The following is a 16,101-nucleotide window of genomic DNA, read 5'->3' on the forward strand; positions in this document are numbered from 1 at the left end:
GTCCGCCGCTACCAAGCAGCCCGCAACCGCCAAACCGCGGACTCCCTGGCCAGGGCCGTGCTATGGGGCACGCTGCTCTCCGGCGGCGGTGGCGGCGGTGGCTTCGGGGGAGGCGGCGGTGGCTTTGGCGGTGGCGGAGGCGGAGGCTTTTCCGGCGGTCGCCCCTCCAACCGCGGCGGCACGTTCTAGGCCGCGCGGGGCCGCACAGCCAGGCTGACGCAGCGGTGGTGCTGGCCCGCGCTGGGCAGCCGCGCTGCCGGGCCGCCGCGGCGCTAAATGCGGGTGCGGCGCGTGGGCGTGTCCACGAAGGTCAGCGCCCACGTCATGAAGACAAGATCCTCCATGGGCAGGTCGGCCTCGGCTGCAGCGTCGACATCCGCTTTGACCTCAACGTGGAGGTCGCCCGAGGCCTTCCCGCGGGTCACGGCGACGAGGGTTCCGGCGGCGTCGCGGATCTCGCGGTGCAGGCCAGAACGGTTCAGGGTGTAGCGGCGCCCGTCGCAATCCGCGGTGTAGCGCGCCACCGTAAACCCAGCCTTGCGCAGCACGAACTCCCCGCCCGTATCCGCATCGACGGCCTTAAACCGGCGCGCGCTCCCGGCGGTGATGCGCAGCACCGCGCTCGGGTGTGCCCCACCGACGGTGATGGTGTCGGCGGTGGCGGTGGCGCGGGTGCGGGAGTCGTCGAGAAGCGTGGCGCCCTGCCAAATCACAGCAACGCCACCACAACGATGAACAGCGACAAGAACACCAAAGTGCTGATCAGCGCGGTCGAATTGACCATCTTGCGGGCCTCAAGCACCTCGCGGGTCAACCACGCAAGGCCGGCGACCTGCGTCGGCGGCAGGTCGGTCTCGCCCTCGAACTCGAGGATCGCCTTGCGCACACCGTTGTGGTCCTGGGTGAACTGGGCAACCTTCTCGCCGCTCGCATCCTCGACCACCCAGTTCTTGGAGGTCTCCGGGACGAACGCGTAGGCGTGGCCCTCGATGACCAGGTCGATGCGCTTCGCGCGCTTCAAACTGTTCGACGTGCGCACGATCTCCTCGCCGCGGCGCGTCGCTACCGCACCCGATTCGGGGTGCGACACCAACTGCCACTCCTCGCCGCCCACAACGGCGTGGTCGTGCGAGAACACGCCCAACACCTCAGGGCCGTCCTCGGCGAGCAACTTCGGCGCGTCGCGGTCCGTGCGATCCCAGCTGACGTAGTGCATTAGCAGCCGATCAGGCGGGCGGCCAGGTAGGCCTCCAGCTCGTCGAGAGGCACGCGCTCCTGCTCCATCGTGTCGCGCTCGCGAACGGTCACAGCGTTGTCCTCAAGGGTGTCAAAGTCGTAGGTGACGCAGAACGGGGTGCCGGTCTCATCCTGGCGACGGTAACGACGACCAATCGCACCCGAGGTGTCAAAGTCCACGTTCCAGTACTGACGCAGCTTGGTAGCCAACTCCTCGGCGGGGCCGGCGAGTTCCGGCTTCTTCGACAGCGGCAGCACGGCAACCTTCACCGGCGCGAGGCGACGGTCCAGGCGCAGCACGACGCGGGTGTCGGTGCCGCCCTTGGCGTTGGGTGCTTCTTCTTCATCGTAGGCGTCGATAAGAAATGCCATCATGGCGCGGCCCAGGCCAGCGGCCGGCTCGATGCAGTACGGGATCCAACGCTCCTCGTTCTGCTGGTCGTAGTACGACAGGTCCTCGCCGGACGCCTCGGAGTGGGTCTTCAGATCGTAATCCGTACGGTTGGCCACGCCTTCGAGTTCGCCCCACTTGGAGCCGGTGAAGCCGAACGCGTACTCGATGTCCACGGTGCGCTTGGAGTAGTGCGACAGCTTCTCCTGCGGGTGCTCGTACAGGCGCAGGTTCTCCGGGTTGATGCCCAGGTCGACGTACCAGTTGAAGCGGTTTTCAATCCAGTACTCGTGCCAGGTTTCGTCCTCGCCTGGCTTGACGAAGAATTCCATCTCCATTTGCTCGAACTCGCGGGTGCGGAAGATGAAGTTGCCCGGGGTGATTTCGTTGCGGAAGGACTTGCCGATGTTGGCGATGCCGAACGGCGGCTTGAGGCGCGCGGACGTCATCACGTTTTTGAAGTTAACGAAGATGCCCTGCGCAGTCTCCGGGCGCAGGTAGTGCAGGCCTTCCTTGTCGTCGACGGGGCCGAGGTAGGTCTTCATCAAACCGGAGAATTCCTTCGGCTCGGTCCAGTTGCCAGGCTGGCCGGTCTCCGGGTCGTTGATGTCGGCGAGCCCGTTTGCTGGCGGGTGGCCGTGCTTCTCCTCGTAGGCTTCGATCAGGTGGTCGGCACGGTAGCGCTTGTTGGTGTAGAGCGACTCAACGAGCGGGTCGGTGAACACCTCGACGTGACCGGAGGCTTCCCACACGCGGGTGGGCAGGATGATAGAGGTGTCGACGCCGACGGTGTCGGGGCGGGAGGTCACCATGTGCTTCCACCACTGGCGCTTGAGATTTTCTTTCAGCTCGACGCCGAGTGGGCCGTAGTCCCACGCGGAGCGTGTTCCGCCGTAAATCTCACCTGCGGGGTACACCAAACCACGGCGTTTGCAGAGGTTGACGACGGTTTCGATCTTGGATGCGGGCATCACAATCTCCTGCGTGTAATACGGTTGCCAAAATACGTCGATCAGTCTAGCCGTTTCACTTTGCGACGACACAGACGACCCTTTGGACATAAGTCCCACCTTTACGCCTGCTTCGAGTAAACTGTGTGACAACTGTGTAGGACTGTCGTCGAAAGGGGCCGCCCATGCGTGACGACCTTCGCTTTTCGCCGGAGGAGTTAGACCACACTGCCGCACTGATCCGAGTGCTGGATTCGGAGATGCGTCTTCGGATTTTGCTGCTGCTGCACGATTCACAGCGCGCGGTCCATGAGTTGGTGGGGATTTTGGGGAAGTCGCAGCCGCTGGTGTCGCAGCATTTGCGGGTGCTTCGCGACGAAGGCCTAGTCGCCGCCAAACGCTGCGGCCGCGAAGTCGCCTACGAACTTGCCAACCCCACCGTGATCCGGATTATCCACGCGCTCGTAGACCATGCCTGCGAGTTCTACGCGCCGGCCGCTGACACAACCCGGCGCACGTCGGTGCCGGGCCAGGACTAGCCCGAATCAGCACTAGGCAAGATCCGGCTAGGCCTCGTCCCAGTCGAGCGCCATCCCGGCTAAGCTGGCCCGGTATGAAACACCGCCCACACAGCACGCGTCCGGTCCCGAAGCTTGGCCCGAGGATGACTAAGCAACGCGCGGCGGTCGTCGATACGCTGCGTGGCTTAGACAAATTCGCCTCCGCACAAGCCATCCACGAGATCCTCACCGAACAAGGCGAGTCCGTAGGACTGACCACCGTCTACCGCACGCTGCAATCACTCGCGGACGTCGACGCGGTGGACGTGCTTTACTCCCCCGAAGGCGAAACGCTCTACCGCGACTGTCTCGCCGACCACCACCACCATCACCTCCTGTGCTCCAAATGCGGGCGCAGCGAGGAAATCGAAGGCGGCCCGGTAGAAAGATGGGCCGAGGTGATGGCGAAGCACTACGGCTACGAACTCGTCGGCCACGACGCCGAAATCTACGGCGTGTGCCGCGACTGCCAGGCCAAACGCTAGCTATCGAACTTATCTACCGCACCACCAAAGCGCCGGTCACGCTTCGCGTACTCCAGCACCGCGTCCCACAGGTCCTGCTTAGTAAAGTCCGGGAACAGCACGTCCTGGTACACCATCTCCGCGTAGGCCGACTGCCACAGCAGGAAGTTTGAGGTGCGCTGCTCGCCCGACGGGCGCAAGAACAGGTCCACGTCGGGCATGTCGGCGCGATACAGGTAGCGCTGGATGGTTTTTTCGTCGACGTGGCGCACGTTGTCGTCGATAAGCGCCTGCACTGCGTCGGTGAGCTCGGCGCGACCGCCATAATTCACGCACATCGCAAGGGTGAGCCCCGTGTTGTGCTTCGTGAGCTCCTCAGCGACCTCAAGCTCCTCAATCACGCTGCCCCACAGTTTCGGGCGACGCCCGCACCACACCACGCGCACGTTCTTCTCATGCAACTCGTCGCGCTGACGGCGCAGCACATCGCGGGTGAAGTTCATCAAAAAATGCACCTCGGAAGGGCTGCGCTTCCAATTCTCCGTAGAAAACGCGTACGCGGACAGCCACTCCACCCCACCAAGTTCGATGCAGGCATCGACGGCGTCCATGAGCTTTTCCTCGCCCACCTTGTGCCCCTCCGTGCGCTTCAAGCCCCGTTGCTGCGCCCAACGGCCGTTGCCGTCCATCACCAGTGCGATGTGTTTCGGGATGAACTTCTTGTCAATCTTCGGTGCGCCCATGGGCGTTCATTATGCCTGCTCCATGATCTTCAGACTCTTCAGCCCGGCCTCAAGGTTGTGCTGCACGTGCGCCACGGTCGCGCGGTGAATCTGCGCAACGCGTATCGACGACACCCCGTACCCACCCCGCAACAACCACATATCGTGCAGCGTCTCCGGATTCACATCCATCGAGCCGGTGGGTCGGCAGTTGTTACACACCGCCCCGCCGACGGTGGTGTTGAACGCCTTGTGCGGCCCAGGTGCCTGGCAGTTCGCGCAGTTAAACAGGCTTAAACCCCAGCCGGCGTGCTCGGTGGCCTTAAGCATAAACGCGTCGAGCACCAGCGTCGGGTGCTGGTCGGTCTGCAGGTTGGTCAGCGCCTCCTGCACAAGCGCGAACAGTTCCGGATCCCCCTGGTCGTAGGAGAGCTTCTCGGCGACCTCCATGACGGCGCAGGCGGCGGCGTAGCGGTCGAAGTCGTCGATAATGCGGGCGCCGAAGTAGGTGACGGTGTCGGCGCCGGTGATCGTCGATAAGCCTCTGCCCGGATACACCTGCACATCCACATCCACAAACGGCTGCAAGCGCGAGCCGAAGCGACTTTTCACCTTGCGCACACCTTTCGCCACCCCACGCACCAAACCATGGTTGCGGGTCAGCAGCACAACGACGCGATCCGCCTCACCGAAATCGTAAGTGCGCACCACAAAAGCACGATCGCGCCACGACGGCCTAGAAGCCAAGCCGGCCCAACGCCTTCGGATCCTGCTGCCAGTTCTTCAGGATCTTCACACGCACATCCAAGTAGATGTTCTGGCCAACCAGGTCGATGATCTGCTTGCGCGCACGGTGCACAATGCCGCTTAAGCGCCGCCCGTCCGGGCCCTCAATGATGCGCTTCTGGCCCGGACGCTCCAGGTAGAGCACCGCGTAGATCATGGTGCGCTCCGGGGTGTTCGGGTCTGGGTGCATTTCGTCGATTTGTACGGCGACGGAGTGCGGGAGCTCGTCGCGAAGACCGCGCAGTGCCTCCTCGCGGATCAACTCGGCGATACGCGTCTCCACATCCTCGTCGGTGGTGTGGTCCTCCGGGTAGAAACGCGGGCCTTCCGGCAGGTGGTCGATGAGAATGTCCAGCAGCGTGTCCGTCTGCACACCCGCGGTTGCGGAGACCGGCACGACCTCGCAGTCGGGGCCGAGCATGTCGTGCAGTTCGAGCAGGCGCTCGCCGACGGTGTCCTTGCCGGTCTTGTCCAGTTTGGTCACGATGCCCACGATCGGCGTGTTCGGCTTCGTTTTGCGGATCTCGTCGAGGATGAAGCGGTCGCCGGGTCCGATCTTCTCGTCCGCCGGCACGGTAAAGCCGATCACGTCGACGTCCGCGAACGTGTCCTTGACAATGTCGTTGAGGCGCTCGCCCAGCAGCGTGCGCGGGCGGTGAATCCCCGGCGTGTCCACCACAATGACCTGCGCGCCGTCGCGGTTGATCACGCCGCGGATCGGGTGGCGCGTGGTTTCCGGCTGGTCGGCCATGATGGCGATCTTCTCCCCCACCAGCGCGTTGGTCAGCGTGGACTTGCCGGTGTTCGGCCGGCCGACGAAGCTGACAAAGCCCGACTTGAACCCTTCCGGCGTGTTTGTGAAACCGCCGTGAGCGATCGCGTCTTCTGGCAGGTTGTCCGGGAAATCAATCATGGTGCGCATCCTACCGTTGTGGATAACTTTTTCTCGCGCGTGGGAGTTATCCACAGATTTTTTGTGGGGTCTTGTGGGGGTTGCGGTGGGTTTCTAGCGTCGGGTGCATGGATTTTTTGGAGTTTTGTCAAGCGGGCGTGGGGATGCTCGCCGGGTTTTCTCGGGAGGCCGCAGTTGCAGCTGGCTTATCGACGACACGAGCGCGCGACCTCGCCCGCGTCTTCGATACGTACTATGGCCCGACCAAGTTCACGCGCAAGCAGGCTGATGCGCTGGCGTTGGCGGAGGGGTTGCCGATCGACCAGTTGGTGCTCATCGAGAAGAAGTTGGTTGTGGTGGGCTCGGCTGCTGAGCGGTGGCGCATCCGGTTGGATCTGGTGCGGCATCGTGGTTCGTTTCGCTCGTTGTCGAAGCGCATCAGCAGGCTTATCGACGTCCCCGTGACCGCCCCCAAACCCTCCTGCCGGTTCACGCGCTCGCGTGAGGGCATGCGTACCATGACGCTGACGTACAACGAGCGCGACTTGGCGGATTTGGAGCACACGCTGCGCTCGATGGTCGATGAGGATCGGCCTGCTGCGGAGCAGATGGCCGGCTCACTGTTCCGCCTGTTGCGCGAGGGCGGCGAGGTGCCGCGCGCGGCGCTGCGGCCGATGATTTTGGTGCCGATCCAGGCCTACACCCGCATCATGGACGGCTGCGGCGACGACGTCGAACTTGTACTTACCGACGGCACCACGATGACCGGCGCCGAGTTTCTCACCAGTGAGTTCGGCGACGTGCTCGAGGTGGCCGCCTTCCACCCGCAGAAAGGTGCGGTGAACCTGTACCGGACGCAACGGCTGGCGAATGGGAAGCAGCGGACGATGTCGAAGTTGATGTCGCCACGTTGCGCCTTCCCCGACTGCCGGCATTCCGCCGAAACCACCCAAACCCACCACATGCACGCCTGGAAGCACGGCGGGATGACCAACATAGACAATCTGGCGCAACTGTGCGCCTACCACAACGGAGTCAACGACGACGACCGGTGGCGGGCGATCCGCGGGCACATCGACAACCCGAACGGGCGCATCTGCTGGATCGCACCCAACGGGACCGAAGTGCCCACCGTGACGGGGGCGATGGAGCTGCTGTTCGACTAATCGATTCACCCGGCCCCGAAAACGCGAAAAACCCGCCCGGGTGGGCGGGCCAGTCGGCGTGCCTGAAACGAGTTAGAGGGCTTCGACCTCGAACTGGAGTTGCGGGTTGGCGTAAAACTCCTGGGCCTCGACGAGCTGGAGTTCGTTGGTCTCGGCCTCGAAGGTGAGGCGCAGCATGTCGTAGACCGAGGAGGCGGTCTTTGCCAACGCGTCCTTTGCGTCGTGGCTGCGCACGTAGTGACCGGTGAACAGCGCTGCGGTGACGTCACCGGAGCCGTTGCGCTTAAACGGCAGGCGCGGGGTGCGCACGATCCACTTACCGTTGTCGTCCACGGCGATCATCTCGATCGCATCCTCGGGCGTTTCGGGGCGCTCCACCGAAGTCACCAGCACGGTCGACGGGCCCATCTCACGGGCCGCGTCCACGGCGGCAAGGGTCGAATCCAGGTCGGTGACGTCGCGCTCGGTGAGGTAGCCCAACTCGAACTGGTTCGGCGTAATGATGTCCGCCGCCGGCACGATCGTCGAGCGGAACAGCGGCGGGATCGTATCCGCCACGAAGCAGCCCGACTTCGCCGACCCCATCACCGGATCGCACGCATAGAGCGCATCCGGGTTTTCAGCCTTGATGTCGCGCACGGTGCTGACGATCACGTCGGCGATTTCCGGGGAGGCCTGGTAGCCGGTGAGGATGGCGTCGATAAGCGGGAACGCATTGCGGTCGCGGATGCCCTTGAGCACCGCCGCAACGTCGGCGGCCGGAATGATCGGCCCCTCCCACGCACCATAACCCGTGTGATTGGAGTAGTTCACCGTGTACACCGGCCACACCTCGTGGCCGATGCGCTGCAAAGGAAAGACCGCCGCCGAGTTGCCAACATGGCCAAACGCGACGGCGGACTGGATCGAGAGAATATTGCTCATAGGAGCATTTTAGAGCTCCGGCGACACCAGAATCTTCACTGCGGTCTCGTTGCGGTTAATCAGGGTGTCGAAGCCCTCGTCAACAACACCGTCGAAACCGATCTTGCCGGTGATAAACGGCTTCAGATCAATCTTGCCGGACTCCACCAACTTGATGGTCTGCGGGTGATCGTGGGCGTAGCCGATGATGCCGCGGATGGTCAGTTCCTTCATCACGAGCGCGTGGATGTCCAGCTCGGCCTTCTTCGACCAGATGGACTCGACGACCAGGGTGCCCTTGAGCTTCAGGCAGTCGATCAGCTGGTCGAGCACAACGTTGACGGAGGTGCACTCGAATGCGACGTCGACGCCCTTGCCGTCGGTGATCTTTTCGATCTCTGCCTTGAGGTCGGTTGCGCTCGGGTCGATCGCGTAGTCGGCGACACCTGCGTCGAGCGCCTTCTGGCGACGCAGCTCGGAGAGCTCGGAGACGATGACGGTCAGGCCGTATGCCTTCGCCACAGCTGCGGTCAGCACGCCGATCGGGCCGGCGCCACCAATGAGGGCGACGTCGCCTTCCTTCGCCTCAGACGCAACGAATGCGTGGTGGGCGACGGACAGCGGCTCGATGAGCGCAGCCTCGTCGAGCGGAACATCGTTGGAAATCGGGTGAACCCAGCGACGCTGCACAGCGATCTTCTCGGAGAGGCCGCCGCCACCACCTGCGAGGCCGATGAAGTTCACGTCCGGGTGGAGGTTGTACGGGCCCGGCTCCTTCGGGTCGACGTCGTCCGGCAGGACGTACGGCTCGACGACAACGTGCTGGCCGACCTCGAGGTCGTCCACGCCCTCGCCGAGCGCCGAAACAACGCCGGAGAACTCGTGGCCGAGGGTGATCGGCGGCTCCTCACCGGTGATGGGGTGCGGATGGCCAGGCTTCGGGCAGAAGATCGGGCCTTCGAGGTACTCGTGCAGGTCAGTGCCGCAGATGCCGCACCAGGCGACGTCGATGAGCACCTCTCCCTTGCCTGCAACCGGGGCGTCGATTTCCTCGACGCGGATGTCCTTCTGGCCGTAGTAGCGAACTGCTCGCATGGTGGAACTCCTTTCGGTTGATTACAGGTGCTACGATACCCCGTTTTCGGGTTCCTCGCCGACGGCGACGAGGACGGTCCGGGTCTTGATGCGCCCGCGGCGGTCGCGGCCGCCTTCTGCGGTGTAGCGGATGCCGTCGCGCAGGATGGAGGCGCCGGGAAGGGGCACGCGGCCGAGTTCGTACGACAGCAGGCCGGCGACGGTGTCCACATTGTCGACGACCTCCTCCGAGTACTCCAGCGTGTAGTCGAGGTGGTCGGCGAGGTAGTGCACGAGGTCGTCGAGAGGCAGGCGCGCTTGGACGCGGAAGACGCGCTCGTCGATTTCTTCGATGGGGGCTTCTTCATCCTCGTCGTATTCGTCGGTGATCTCGCCGACGATTTCTTCAAGAAGGTCTTCCATGGTGAGCAGGCCTGCGACGTTGCCGAACTCGTCGATAACCACCGCGATGTGGGTGTTCTGCTGCTGCATCGCGCGCAACAGCAGGTCGAGCGGCTTGGAGTCCGGGATGAACATCGGTTGGCGCATCAACTCGGTCAGTGGCGTGTTCGGGTCGACGGGCGCGCCCCGGTCGGTGAACATGTCTTTGAGGTAGGCGACGCCGATGATTTCGTCGACGTTTTCGCCGATAACGGGCACGCGGGAGTGGCCGGAGCGCACCATGAGTGCGGTGGCTTGGCGGGCGAGTTTTTCGCCTTCGATCCATACCATTTCGGGTCGCGGAACCATGACTTGGCGTGCGGTGGTGGAGGCGAGGTCGAAGATGTTTTGGATCATGCGGCCTTCGGTGGTTTCCACCACGCCTTTTTCTTGGGCGACTTCGACCATTTCGCGCAGTTCGATTTCGGTGGCGTATGGCCCGTTGCGGAAGTCTTCGCCGGGGTGGAACAGGTTGCCGATCCAGATGAGCAGTTTCGCCACTGGTCCGAGCACGGTGTGGAAGATGTGCAGGCCTTGGGCGGCTTTGAGCGAGATGGTGTACGGGTTGCGTTTGCCGGCGGTGCGTGCGAACACGCCGATGATGGAAAATTGCAGCAGCGTGACGACGATTACCGCCACCGCAATCGCCCACGCATCTGACGCGATGACGTCCATGGCCAGCATCGCCGCCGAGACTGCCGCCATAACGTCTAAGACGGTGCGCAGCAGCACGAGGGTGTTGATGTGATTCGCGCGATTTTCGACGACGCGCAGCAACGCATCTGCACCCGGCGTCTCATCCTTGACCATGCCTTCCACGCGGGCACGCGAGATGGGGGCCAGGGCAGATTCGACGGAACCGAGCAGGCCGGAGAGCAGTAGCGCAACGACGGTGATCGTTGCGAAGGTGATGGTCAGTGTCACTCGGCGCCCTTCATCAGCTTGTCTAGCTCGTCGCGGTCAGCTGCGGACGGGAAGGCGTGCGGGCCGGTCGGCTTCGGCTGGTATGCCACCCCGCGGCGGGCCAGGTCGTCGTACCAGTCGGCGAGGATCTCGTTTTGCAGCGCGAACATTTCCCGCTCGTCTTTCGGCTCGATGTGGTCGTAGCCGAGCAGGTGCAGCACGCCGTGGACGGTCAGCAGCGCCATTTCGTGGGCGAGGTCGTGGCCGGCCATCTCGGCCTGTTTGCGGTCGTAGGCCGGGCACAGGATGATGTCGCCGAGCATCGCAGGTCCCGGCATGTCGGCGTCGGGCCGTCCCCCACCCGGGGTGAGTTCGTCCATGGGGAAGCTCATCACGTCGGTGGGGCCGTCGAGGTCCATCCAGCGGACGTGGAGGTCGGCCATGGTGGCTTCGTCGACAAGCGTGATGGTTGCTTCGGTGTCGGGGTGGACGTCCATGGTGCGTAGGGCGTAGGAGGCGACGTCGATAAGCATTTGCTCGTTGACTTCCGCCTCGCCGGACTCGTTTAAGACTTCAATGCTCACTGCGCTGCCTCCGCTTCGCGCTCTGCTTCAATCTTCTGCTGCCGCTTTTCGTAGCGCAGCGCGTTCTGGGCATCGTGGTGGTCGTAGGCGGCCACGATGCGGGAAATCAGGTGGTGGCGCACAACGTCGTCGGCGCGCATCTCCTGGAACGAAATGTCCGGAATGTCGCTCAGGATGCGACGCGCCACACGCAGGCCCGAGACGGTGCCGCGCGGCAGATCCACCTGAGAGGTGTCACCCGTGACCACCATCTTCGAACCAAACCCGAGGCGGGTCAGGAACATTTTCATCTGGGCGCCGGTGGTGTTCTGGGCCTCGTCAAGGATGACGAACGCGTCCGACAGGGTGCGCCCGCGCATGTAGGCCAGGGGCGCGACCTCGATGATGCCGGCTTCGATGAGTTTCGGGATGGCTTCGGGGTCCATCATGTCGCGCAGCGAGTCGTAGAGCGGGCGCAGGTACGGGTCGATCTTCTCCGACAGGCCGCCTGGGAGGAAGCCGAGTTTCTCGCCGGCTTCCACGGCGGGGCGCGTCAGGATGATGCGTTTGACCTGCTTGTTCTGCAGCGCCTGCACCGCCTTCGCCACCGCAAGGTACGTCTTGCCGGAGCCGGCAGGCCCGATACCGAAGGTGATCGTGTTCTCGTCGATCGCATCCACATAGCGGCGCTGACCGGCAGTCTTCGGGCGGATAACCTTGCCGCGCCGCGCAATGATCTCCTCGCCGAGGATGTCCGCGACCGAGCCGGGGGCTTCCATCTCCATGAGTTTCACCGCCTCCACGACGGTGTCAGGGCGAAGCGGCACGCCGCGTCGCGCCATGGACTCCAGCTCCTCCACCACGCGCAGCGCGTGCGCCACGTGGGCGGCCGTGCCGCGCACCGACAAGGTGGTGCCGCGGGCGTGGAAACTCACGTCCAGATAGCGGTCCAGCAGTTGGAGGTTGTTGTCGTTGATGCCGAGAACGGATTGTGCGTACGCCGAGTCGAGTTCGACCTTGCGCGTCACCATTTCTTCCATGTGCGTTTACCCTACCAGCGGTTTGTCAGCGCGCCGATCGCGCTGAGCGCCGCGAACGCGGCCGTTGCGGTGCGCAGGACTTCGGGGCCGAGTTTCACGGCGTCCGCGCCGAGCAGTTCGAGTTCGTCTTGCCCGATGCCGCCTTCGGGGCCAACGATAAGCCAGATGTCCTCGCCGAAGTCCACCTCACGCAGCGGCACGGTCGCATCCTCGTGGAGTACAAGCGCGTGACCCTCGTTCCTCGAGTCACGGAGGAGATCGGACAACTGGTTCGTGGTCACCGGCTCGTGGATCTGCGGCACCCACGCGCGGCGCGCCTGCTTCGCGCTCGCCAGCGCTTGCGAGCGCCACTTCTCCACCTGCTTCGCCTGCTTGTTCGCCGGCCAGCGCGCAATCGTGCGGTGCGAAATCCACGGCACGATCGCGTCCGCCCCGCCTTGGACTGCCAGGTCGACGGCAAGTTCCGCACGCTCACTTTTCGGGATCGCCTGCACAACCGTCACGCGCGGCGTGGGACGCTCCACGAACTCATGCCTATCGACGACCCCCTCAACCCTTGAGGCATCCACCCGCGTGACGGTGACTTCCGCCTGGTTGCCGGTGCCGTCGAAAAGCATGATGCGCTCACCCGGCTGGATGCGCTTAACGTGGGCGTGTTTGGCCTCGGGGCCTTCGATGATGCCGGAGGTGGGGTCGTCACTAAGAAAATAGGGCAGGCTCATCGGCGGAAACGATCACGCATCCGGGAGAAGAAACCATCGCCGTGCTCGCCGCCCTCGGAGTGGACTTTAGGGTCCTCCGGGTGGCCGGCGCGCAAGTCCTCGAGTGCAGCGCGTTCCTCGTTGGACAGCGCGGTGGGCACGGTGACCTCGATGTGCGCGATCATGTCGCCGGCACCTTCGGCGCGCAGGCGCGGCATGCCCTCGCCGGAAAGCACGACGCGGTCGTCCGGCTGGGTGCCTGCGGGCACCTCGATGCGGGTCTCATCGCCCGTGAGATTCTCCACGGTGAGCTCGGTGCCCAGCGCCGCGTCATACATGGGCACAGTCAGGCGCAGGTGCAGGTCGTTGTTGTCGCGCACGAACACCGGGTGTGGCTCGACGTGCACCTCGACGTACAGGTCGCCGGCGGGACCGCCGCCGTGGCCGACCTCGCCCTGGTCCGCCATGCGGATGCGCATGCCGTTATTAATGCCGGCCGGGATGTTCACCACCAGGTCGCGGGTGGCGCGCACGCGGCCGTCGCCGGCGCACTGGGCGCACGGGTCGGTGATCACTTCGCCGAAGCCATGGCACTTGTGGCACTCGCGGGTGGTCATCACATTGCCCAGGAAAGACTGCTGCATCTCCTGGACCGCGCCGTGGCCCTGGCACACGTCACAGGTGACCGGCTTAGCCCCTGACTTGGAGCCCGAGCCGTGGCACTTGTCGCACAGCACCGCGGTATCCACGGTGACGTCCTGCTTCACGCCCGTGAACGCCTCCGCGAGCGTGATCGAGGTGCGCAGCAGCGCGTCGTTGCCCGGCTGCACGCGCGAGCGCGGCTGGCGAGCACCACCGCCACCGCCGAAGAACGCCTCGAAAATGTCGCCGAGGCCACCTCCGCCAAAACCGGCGCCGCCCATGCCGCCGCCGGCCTCCATCGGGTCGCCGCCGCGGTCCACGATGGAACGCTTCTGCGGATCCAGCAGCACCTCTTGCGCTGCCGCGATCTCCGCGAACTTCTCGGCAGCTTCCTCGGACGGGTTCACGTCCGGGTGGTATTTGCGTGCGAGCTTGCGGTACGCCCGTTTAATTTCCTGCTCGGTGGCGTCCTTGTCCACGCCGAGGATGCCGTAGTAATCGCGAGCCATATCTTCCCTTCTATTCACCCCGCAGTGTGCGGCTGATGTAACGAGCCACGGTGGCAACCTTCTGCATGGTACCGGGGTAGTCCATGTGGGTTGGACCGACTACCCCGAGGCCGCCGAGTGCTGCATCGCCTGCCCCGTACGCTGTTGTAACAATTGAGGCGCTGGATAATTCCTCGTCTTCGTTTTCGCGGCCGATGCGCACGGAGACACGTTCGAGTTCTTGGGCGCCGGCGAGCAGTTTCAGTACGACAACTTGCTGCTCGAGGGCGTCGATGACGTCCTGGAGGCCGCCGGAGGGCACGAGCAGGTTTGAGGAGCCTGCGATGATGAGGCGGTCGGGGGCGGCGTCGACAAGTGTGGTGATGAGCACTTCGGCGGCGCGTGTGGTCGGTTCGGTCAGGTGCGGCGGTGCGCTGACGGCCACGCCGGCGAGTGAGGCGGAGGCGTCGCGCATGTTCTTGCCCACAAGTGCGTCGTTGAGGATGTCGCGAAGGATGCGCACGCCGTCGTCGCCAATTGGCGCGGCGAGATCGACGTTGCGTTGGTCGACGCGGCCGGCGTCGGTGATGAGCACGAGCAGCAGGCGCGTTGGTGTGAGTTCGACAACCTCACAGTGTTTCACGCGCGAGGCGGACAGGTTCGGCAGTTGCACCACGGCGGCTTGGTGGGTCAGTTGAGAGAGCAGTTGCACGGAGCGGCGTAGCACGTCTTCGAGGTCCACCCCGTCTTCGAGGAAGTCCAAAATCGCGTGGCGCTCGGCGGCGGACAGTGGTTTGACGTCGTGGAGCGCATCCACGAACTTGCGGTAGCCGGCCTCGGTGGGGATGCGCCCGGACGAGGCGTGCGTCTGCGAGATGTAGCCCTGCTGCTCAAGCACCGCCATGTCGTTGCGGATCGTGGCCGACGACACCCCCATGTTGTGCCGTTCCACCAGCGCTTTGGAGCCGACGGGTTCTTGGCTGGCGATGTAGTCCGCCACGATCGCCCGCAGCACCTTTTGGCGCCGCTCGTCTGCTGCGCTCATGATCGCCTCCTTACTCGGCTGCCAGGATATCGGTGATGATGCCGTCTGCAAGCAGTCTGCCGGTATCAGTCACGCGCAAGCGCTCTCCCCGCTCTAGGAGTCCCGCGCGCACATGCTTATCGACGACCCCACGCGCCCGATCCCCAACCCACCCGGCCGGAATCCCCTCACGCAGGCGAAGCCCGAGCATGATCGCCTCCATGTGGGCTTCGTCTGCGGTGATGGTTTCGGTGTCCTGGATGGGCAGGGTGTCGTCGTGAAGCAACTGTGCGTAGCGCTCGGGTCGCTTGACGTTAAAGAAGCGCTCGCCGTCGACGAAGCTGTGCGCGCCGGGGCCTGCGCCCCACCAATTCTGGTTGTGCCAGTAGATGAGGTTGTGGCGACACTCGCCGCCGGGTTTGGCCCAGTTGGAGACCTCGTACCAGTCGTAGCCGTTGGTCTCCAGTGTTGCGGCGATGATCTCGTAGCGGTCCGCGTAGACGTCCTCTTGCGGTGCGGGCAGTTCGCCGCGGCGGATCTTGCGCGCCATGGCGGTGCCGTCTTCCACGATCAGTGAATAGGCGCTGACGTGGTCGACGCCGGTTGCAAGGATGGCATCCAGGGTGCGGCGCACGTCGTCGTCGGTTTCGGTGGGCGTGCCGTAGATCATGTCCAGGTTCACGTGCTCGAAGCCTGCGGAAAGGGCCTCGCGTGCGGCGGCGACGGCGCGGCCCGGGGTGTGCTGGCGGTCTAGGACTTTCAACACCGGCGTGGAGGCGGACTGCATGCCGAGCGAGACACGGGTGAAACCGGCGTCGAGCAGGCCCGCGAAGTAGTCGGGGCTGGTGGATTCCGGGTTGGATTCGGTGGTGATCTCCGCGCCGGCCGCGATGCCGAACGTGTTGCGGATGGCGTCCAGGATGCGGCCCAGCCCGTCCGCGCCGAGCAGGCTTGGGGTACCGCCTCCGATGAACACGGTCTGGGCTTCCGGCAGGCCCCGGGCAGCCGCGAGTTCGAGTTCACGCTCGAGGGCGTCGAGGTACTGCGCGTGCGAGGAATCCACCTCGGTGGGCGTATACGTGTTGAAGTCGCAGTAGCCGCAGCGCGTCGCACAAAACGGCACGTGGATATACACGCCGAAGGAATCCATCACGG

19 protein-coding genes are annotated in these 16,101 nt (G+C 64.3%); 4 read left to right on the top strand and 15 right to left on the bottom strand.

Annotation, left to right across the window (positions count from 1 at the left end):
• Positions 1-189, top strand: a 189-nt coding sequence (locus tag HMPREF2617_RS12060; protein WP_210400820.1) for a hypothetical protein, incomplete at its 5' end; no start/stop codon positions are given.
• Positions 190-272: 83 nt separating this feature from the next.
• On the opposite strand, the gene HMPREF2617_RS05075 is transcribed toward HMPREF2617_RS12060, so the two are convergent.
• From HMPREF2617_RS05075 to HMPREF2617_RS05085, 3 genes are read right to left on the bottom strand one after another with little or no spacing between them, the layout of a single operon-like run.
• A complete protein-coding gene (locus HMPREF2617_RS05075) occupies positions 273-713 on the bottom strand; it encodes a hypothetical protein (RefSeq protein WP_070840250.1) in 441 nt (146 codons plus the stop codon).
• Positions 710-1,216 (bottom strand): hypothetical protein, encoded by a 507-nt coding sequence (locus tag HMPREF2617_RS05080; RefSeq protein WP_070453538.1) that lies wholly within the window; start codon positions 1,214-1,216, stop codon positions 710-712. Before HMPREF2617_RS05080 ends, HMPREF2617_RS05075 begins: the two co-directional genes overlap by 4 nt.
• The gene (locus HMPREF2617_RS05085) at positions 1,216-2,598 is read right to left on the bottom strand and encodes a glycine--tRNA ligase (protein WP_070421399.1); all 1,383 of its coding nucleotides are present in this window, start codon (positions 2,596-2,598) and stop codon (positions 1,216-1,218) included. The genes HMPREF2617_RS05080 and HMPREF2617_RS05085 overlap by 1 nt, the downstream gene beginning before the upstream one ends.
• Before the next feature lie 164 nt (positions 2,599-2,762).
• On the opposite strand from HMPREF2617_RS05085, the gene HMPREF2617_RS05090 reads away from it, so the two are divergent.
• Positions 2,763-3,116, top strand: coding sequence for an ArsR/SmtB family transcription factor (locus tag HMPREF2617_RS05090; protein WP_070453541.1), 354 nt, complete (start codon positions 2,763-2,765; stop codon positions 3,114-3,116).
• Between the two features lie 125 nt (positions 3,117-3,241).
• Positions 3,242-3,622 carry a Fur family transcriptional regulator gene (locus HMPREF2617_RS05095; protein ID WP_246815374.1) on the top strand — a complete coding sequence of 127 codons (381 nt, stop codon included), beginning with the start codon at positions 3,242-3,244 and terminating at the stop codon, positions 3,620-3,622.
• On the opposite strand, the gene HMPREF2617_RS05100 is transcribed toward HMPREF2617_RS05095, so the two are convergent.
• The 3 genes from HMPREF2617_RS05100 to era are packed head-to-tail and all read right to left on the bottom strand — an operon-like array spanning position 3,619 to position 6,022.
• The gene (locus HMPREF2617_RS05100; protein WP_070569577.1) at positions 3,619-4,344 is read right to left on the bottom strand and encodes an isoprenyl transferase; all 726 of its coding nucleotides are present in this window, start codon (positions 4,342-4,344) and stop codon (positions 3,619-3,621) included. The two genes, HMPREF2617_RS05095 and HMPREF2617_RS05100, sit on opposite strands and share 4 nt — an antisense overlap.
• A gap of 9 nt (positions 4,345-4,353) precedes the next feature.
• The gene (recO, locus tag HMPREF2617_RS05105) at positions 4,354-5,070 is read right to left on the bottom strand and encodes a DNA repair protein RecO (RefSeq protein ID WP_070840251.1); all 717 of its coding nucleotides are present in this window, start codon (positions 5,068-5,070) and stop codon (positions 4,354-4,356) included.
• Positions 5,060-6,022, bottom strand: a complete 963-nt coding sequence (gene era / locus HMPREF2617_RS05110; protein ID WP_210400821.1) for a GTPase Era — start codon at positions 6,020-6,022, stop codon at positions 5,060-5,062. The genes recO and era overlap by 11 nt, the downstream gene beginning before the upstream one ends.
• A gap of 107 nt (positions 6,023-6,129) precedes the next feature.
• Here era and HMPREF2617_RS05115 point away from each other — a divergent pair, with 107 nt between their 5' ends.
• Positions 6,130-7,167, top strand: a complete 1,038-nt coding sequence (locus tag HMPREF2617_RS05115) for an HNH endonuclease signature motif containing protein (protein ID WP_141763008.1) — start codon at positions 6,130-6,132, stop codon at positions 7,165-7,167.
• Between the two features lie 72 nt (positions 7,168-7,239).
• Here HMPREF2617_RS05115 and pdxY read toward each other — a convergent pair whose 3' ends face one another.
• The 9 genes from pdxY to hemW are packed head-to-tail and all read right to left on the bottom strand — an operon-like array spanning position 7,240 to position 16,096.
• Positions 7,240-8,091 (bottom strand): pyridoxal kinase PdxY, encoded by an 852-nt coding sequence (gene pdxY, locus HMPREF2617_RS05120; protein ID WP_070613979.1) that lies wholly within the window; start codon positions 8,089-8,091, stop codon positions 7,240-7,242.
• A gap of 9 nt (positions 8,092-8,100) precedes the next feature.
• A complete protein-coding gene (locus tag HMPREF2617_RS05125; RefSeq protein ID WP_070453562.1) occupies positions 8,101-9,165 on the bottom strand; it encodes a 2,3-butanediol dehydrogenase in 1,065 nt (354 codons plus the stop codon).
• 30 nt (positions 9,166-9,195) lie between these two features.
• Positions 9,196-10,509, bottom strand: a complete 1,314-nt coding sequence (locus tag HMPREF2617_RS05130; RefSeq protein ID WP_070421349.1) for a hemolysin family protein — start codon at positions 10,507-10,509, stop codon at positions 9,196-9,198.
• Positions 10,506-11,072, bottom strand: coding sequence for an rRNA maturation RNase YbeY (gene ybeY / locus HMPREF2617_RS05135; protein WP_070453569.1), 567 nt, complete (start codon positions 11,070-11,072; stop codon positions 10,506-10,508). The genes HMPREF2617_RS05130 and ybeY overlap by 4 nt, the downstream gene beginning before the upstream one ends.
• Complete coding sequence (locus tag HMPREF2617_RS05140; protein ID WP_070840254.1) at positions 11,069-12,091, bottom strand: PhoH family protein; 1,023 nt, start codon at positions 12,089-12,091, stop codon at positions 11,069-11,071. The genes ybeY and HMPREF2617_RS05140 overlap by 4 nt, the downstream gene beginning before the upstream one ends.
• Before the next feature lie 11 nt (positions 12,092-12,102).
• On the bottom strand, positions 12,103-12,813 hold the full coding sequence (locus tag HMPREF2617_RS05145) for a 16S rRNA (uracil(1498)-N(3))-methyltransferase (RefSeq protein ID WP_070840255.1): 711 nt from the start codon (positions 12,811-12,813) through the stop codon (positions 12,103-12,105).
• A complete protein-coding gene (gene dnaJ, locus HMPREF2617_RS05150) occupies positions 12,810-13,943 on the bottom strand; it encodes a molecular chaperone DnaJ (RefSeq protein WP_070816560.1) in 1,134 nt (377 codons plus the stop codon). Before dnaJ ends, HMPREF2617_RS05145 begins: the two co-directional genes overlap by 4 nt.
• A 10-nt stretch (positions 13,944-13,953) precedes the next feature.
• Positions 13,954-14,970: a heat-inducible transcriptional repressor HrcA gene (gene hrcA, locus HMPREF2617_RS05155; protein ID WP_070421398.1), complete on the bottom strand. Its 1,017-nt coding sequence runs from the start codon at positions 14,968-14,970 to the stop codon at positions 13,954-13,956.
• A 7-nt stretch (positions 14,971-14,977) separates the two neighbouring features.
• The gene (hemW, locus tag HMPREF2617_RS05160; RefSeq protein WP_168168336.1) at positions 14,978-16,096 is read right to left on the bottom strand and encodes a radical SAM family heme chaperone HemW; all 1,119 of its coding nucleotides are present in this window, start codon (positions 16,094-16,096) and stop codon (positions 14,978-14,980) included.
• Positions 16,097-16,101: the final 5 nt, after the last annotated feature.

This window comes from Corynebacterium sp. HMSC070H05 (genome assembly GCF_001837615.1).
In the GTDB taxonomy this organism is placed as follows: domain Bacteria; phylum Actinomycetota; class Actinomycetes; order Mycobacteriales; family Mycobacteriaceae; genus Corynebacterium; species Corynebacterium coyleae.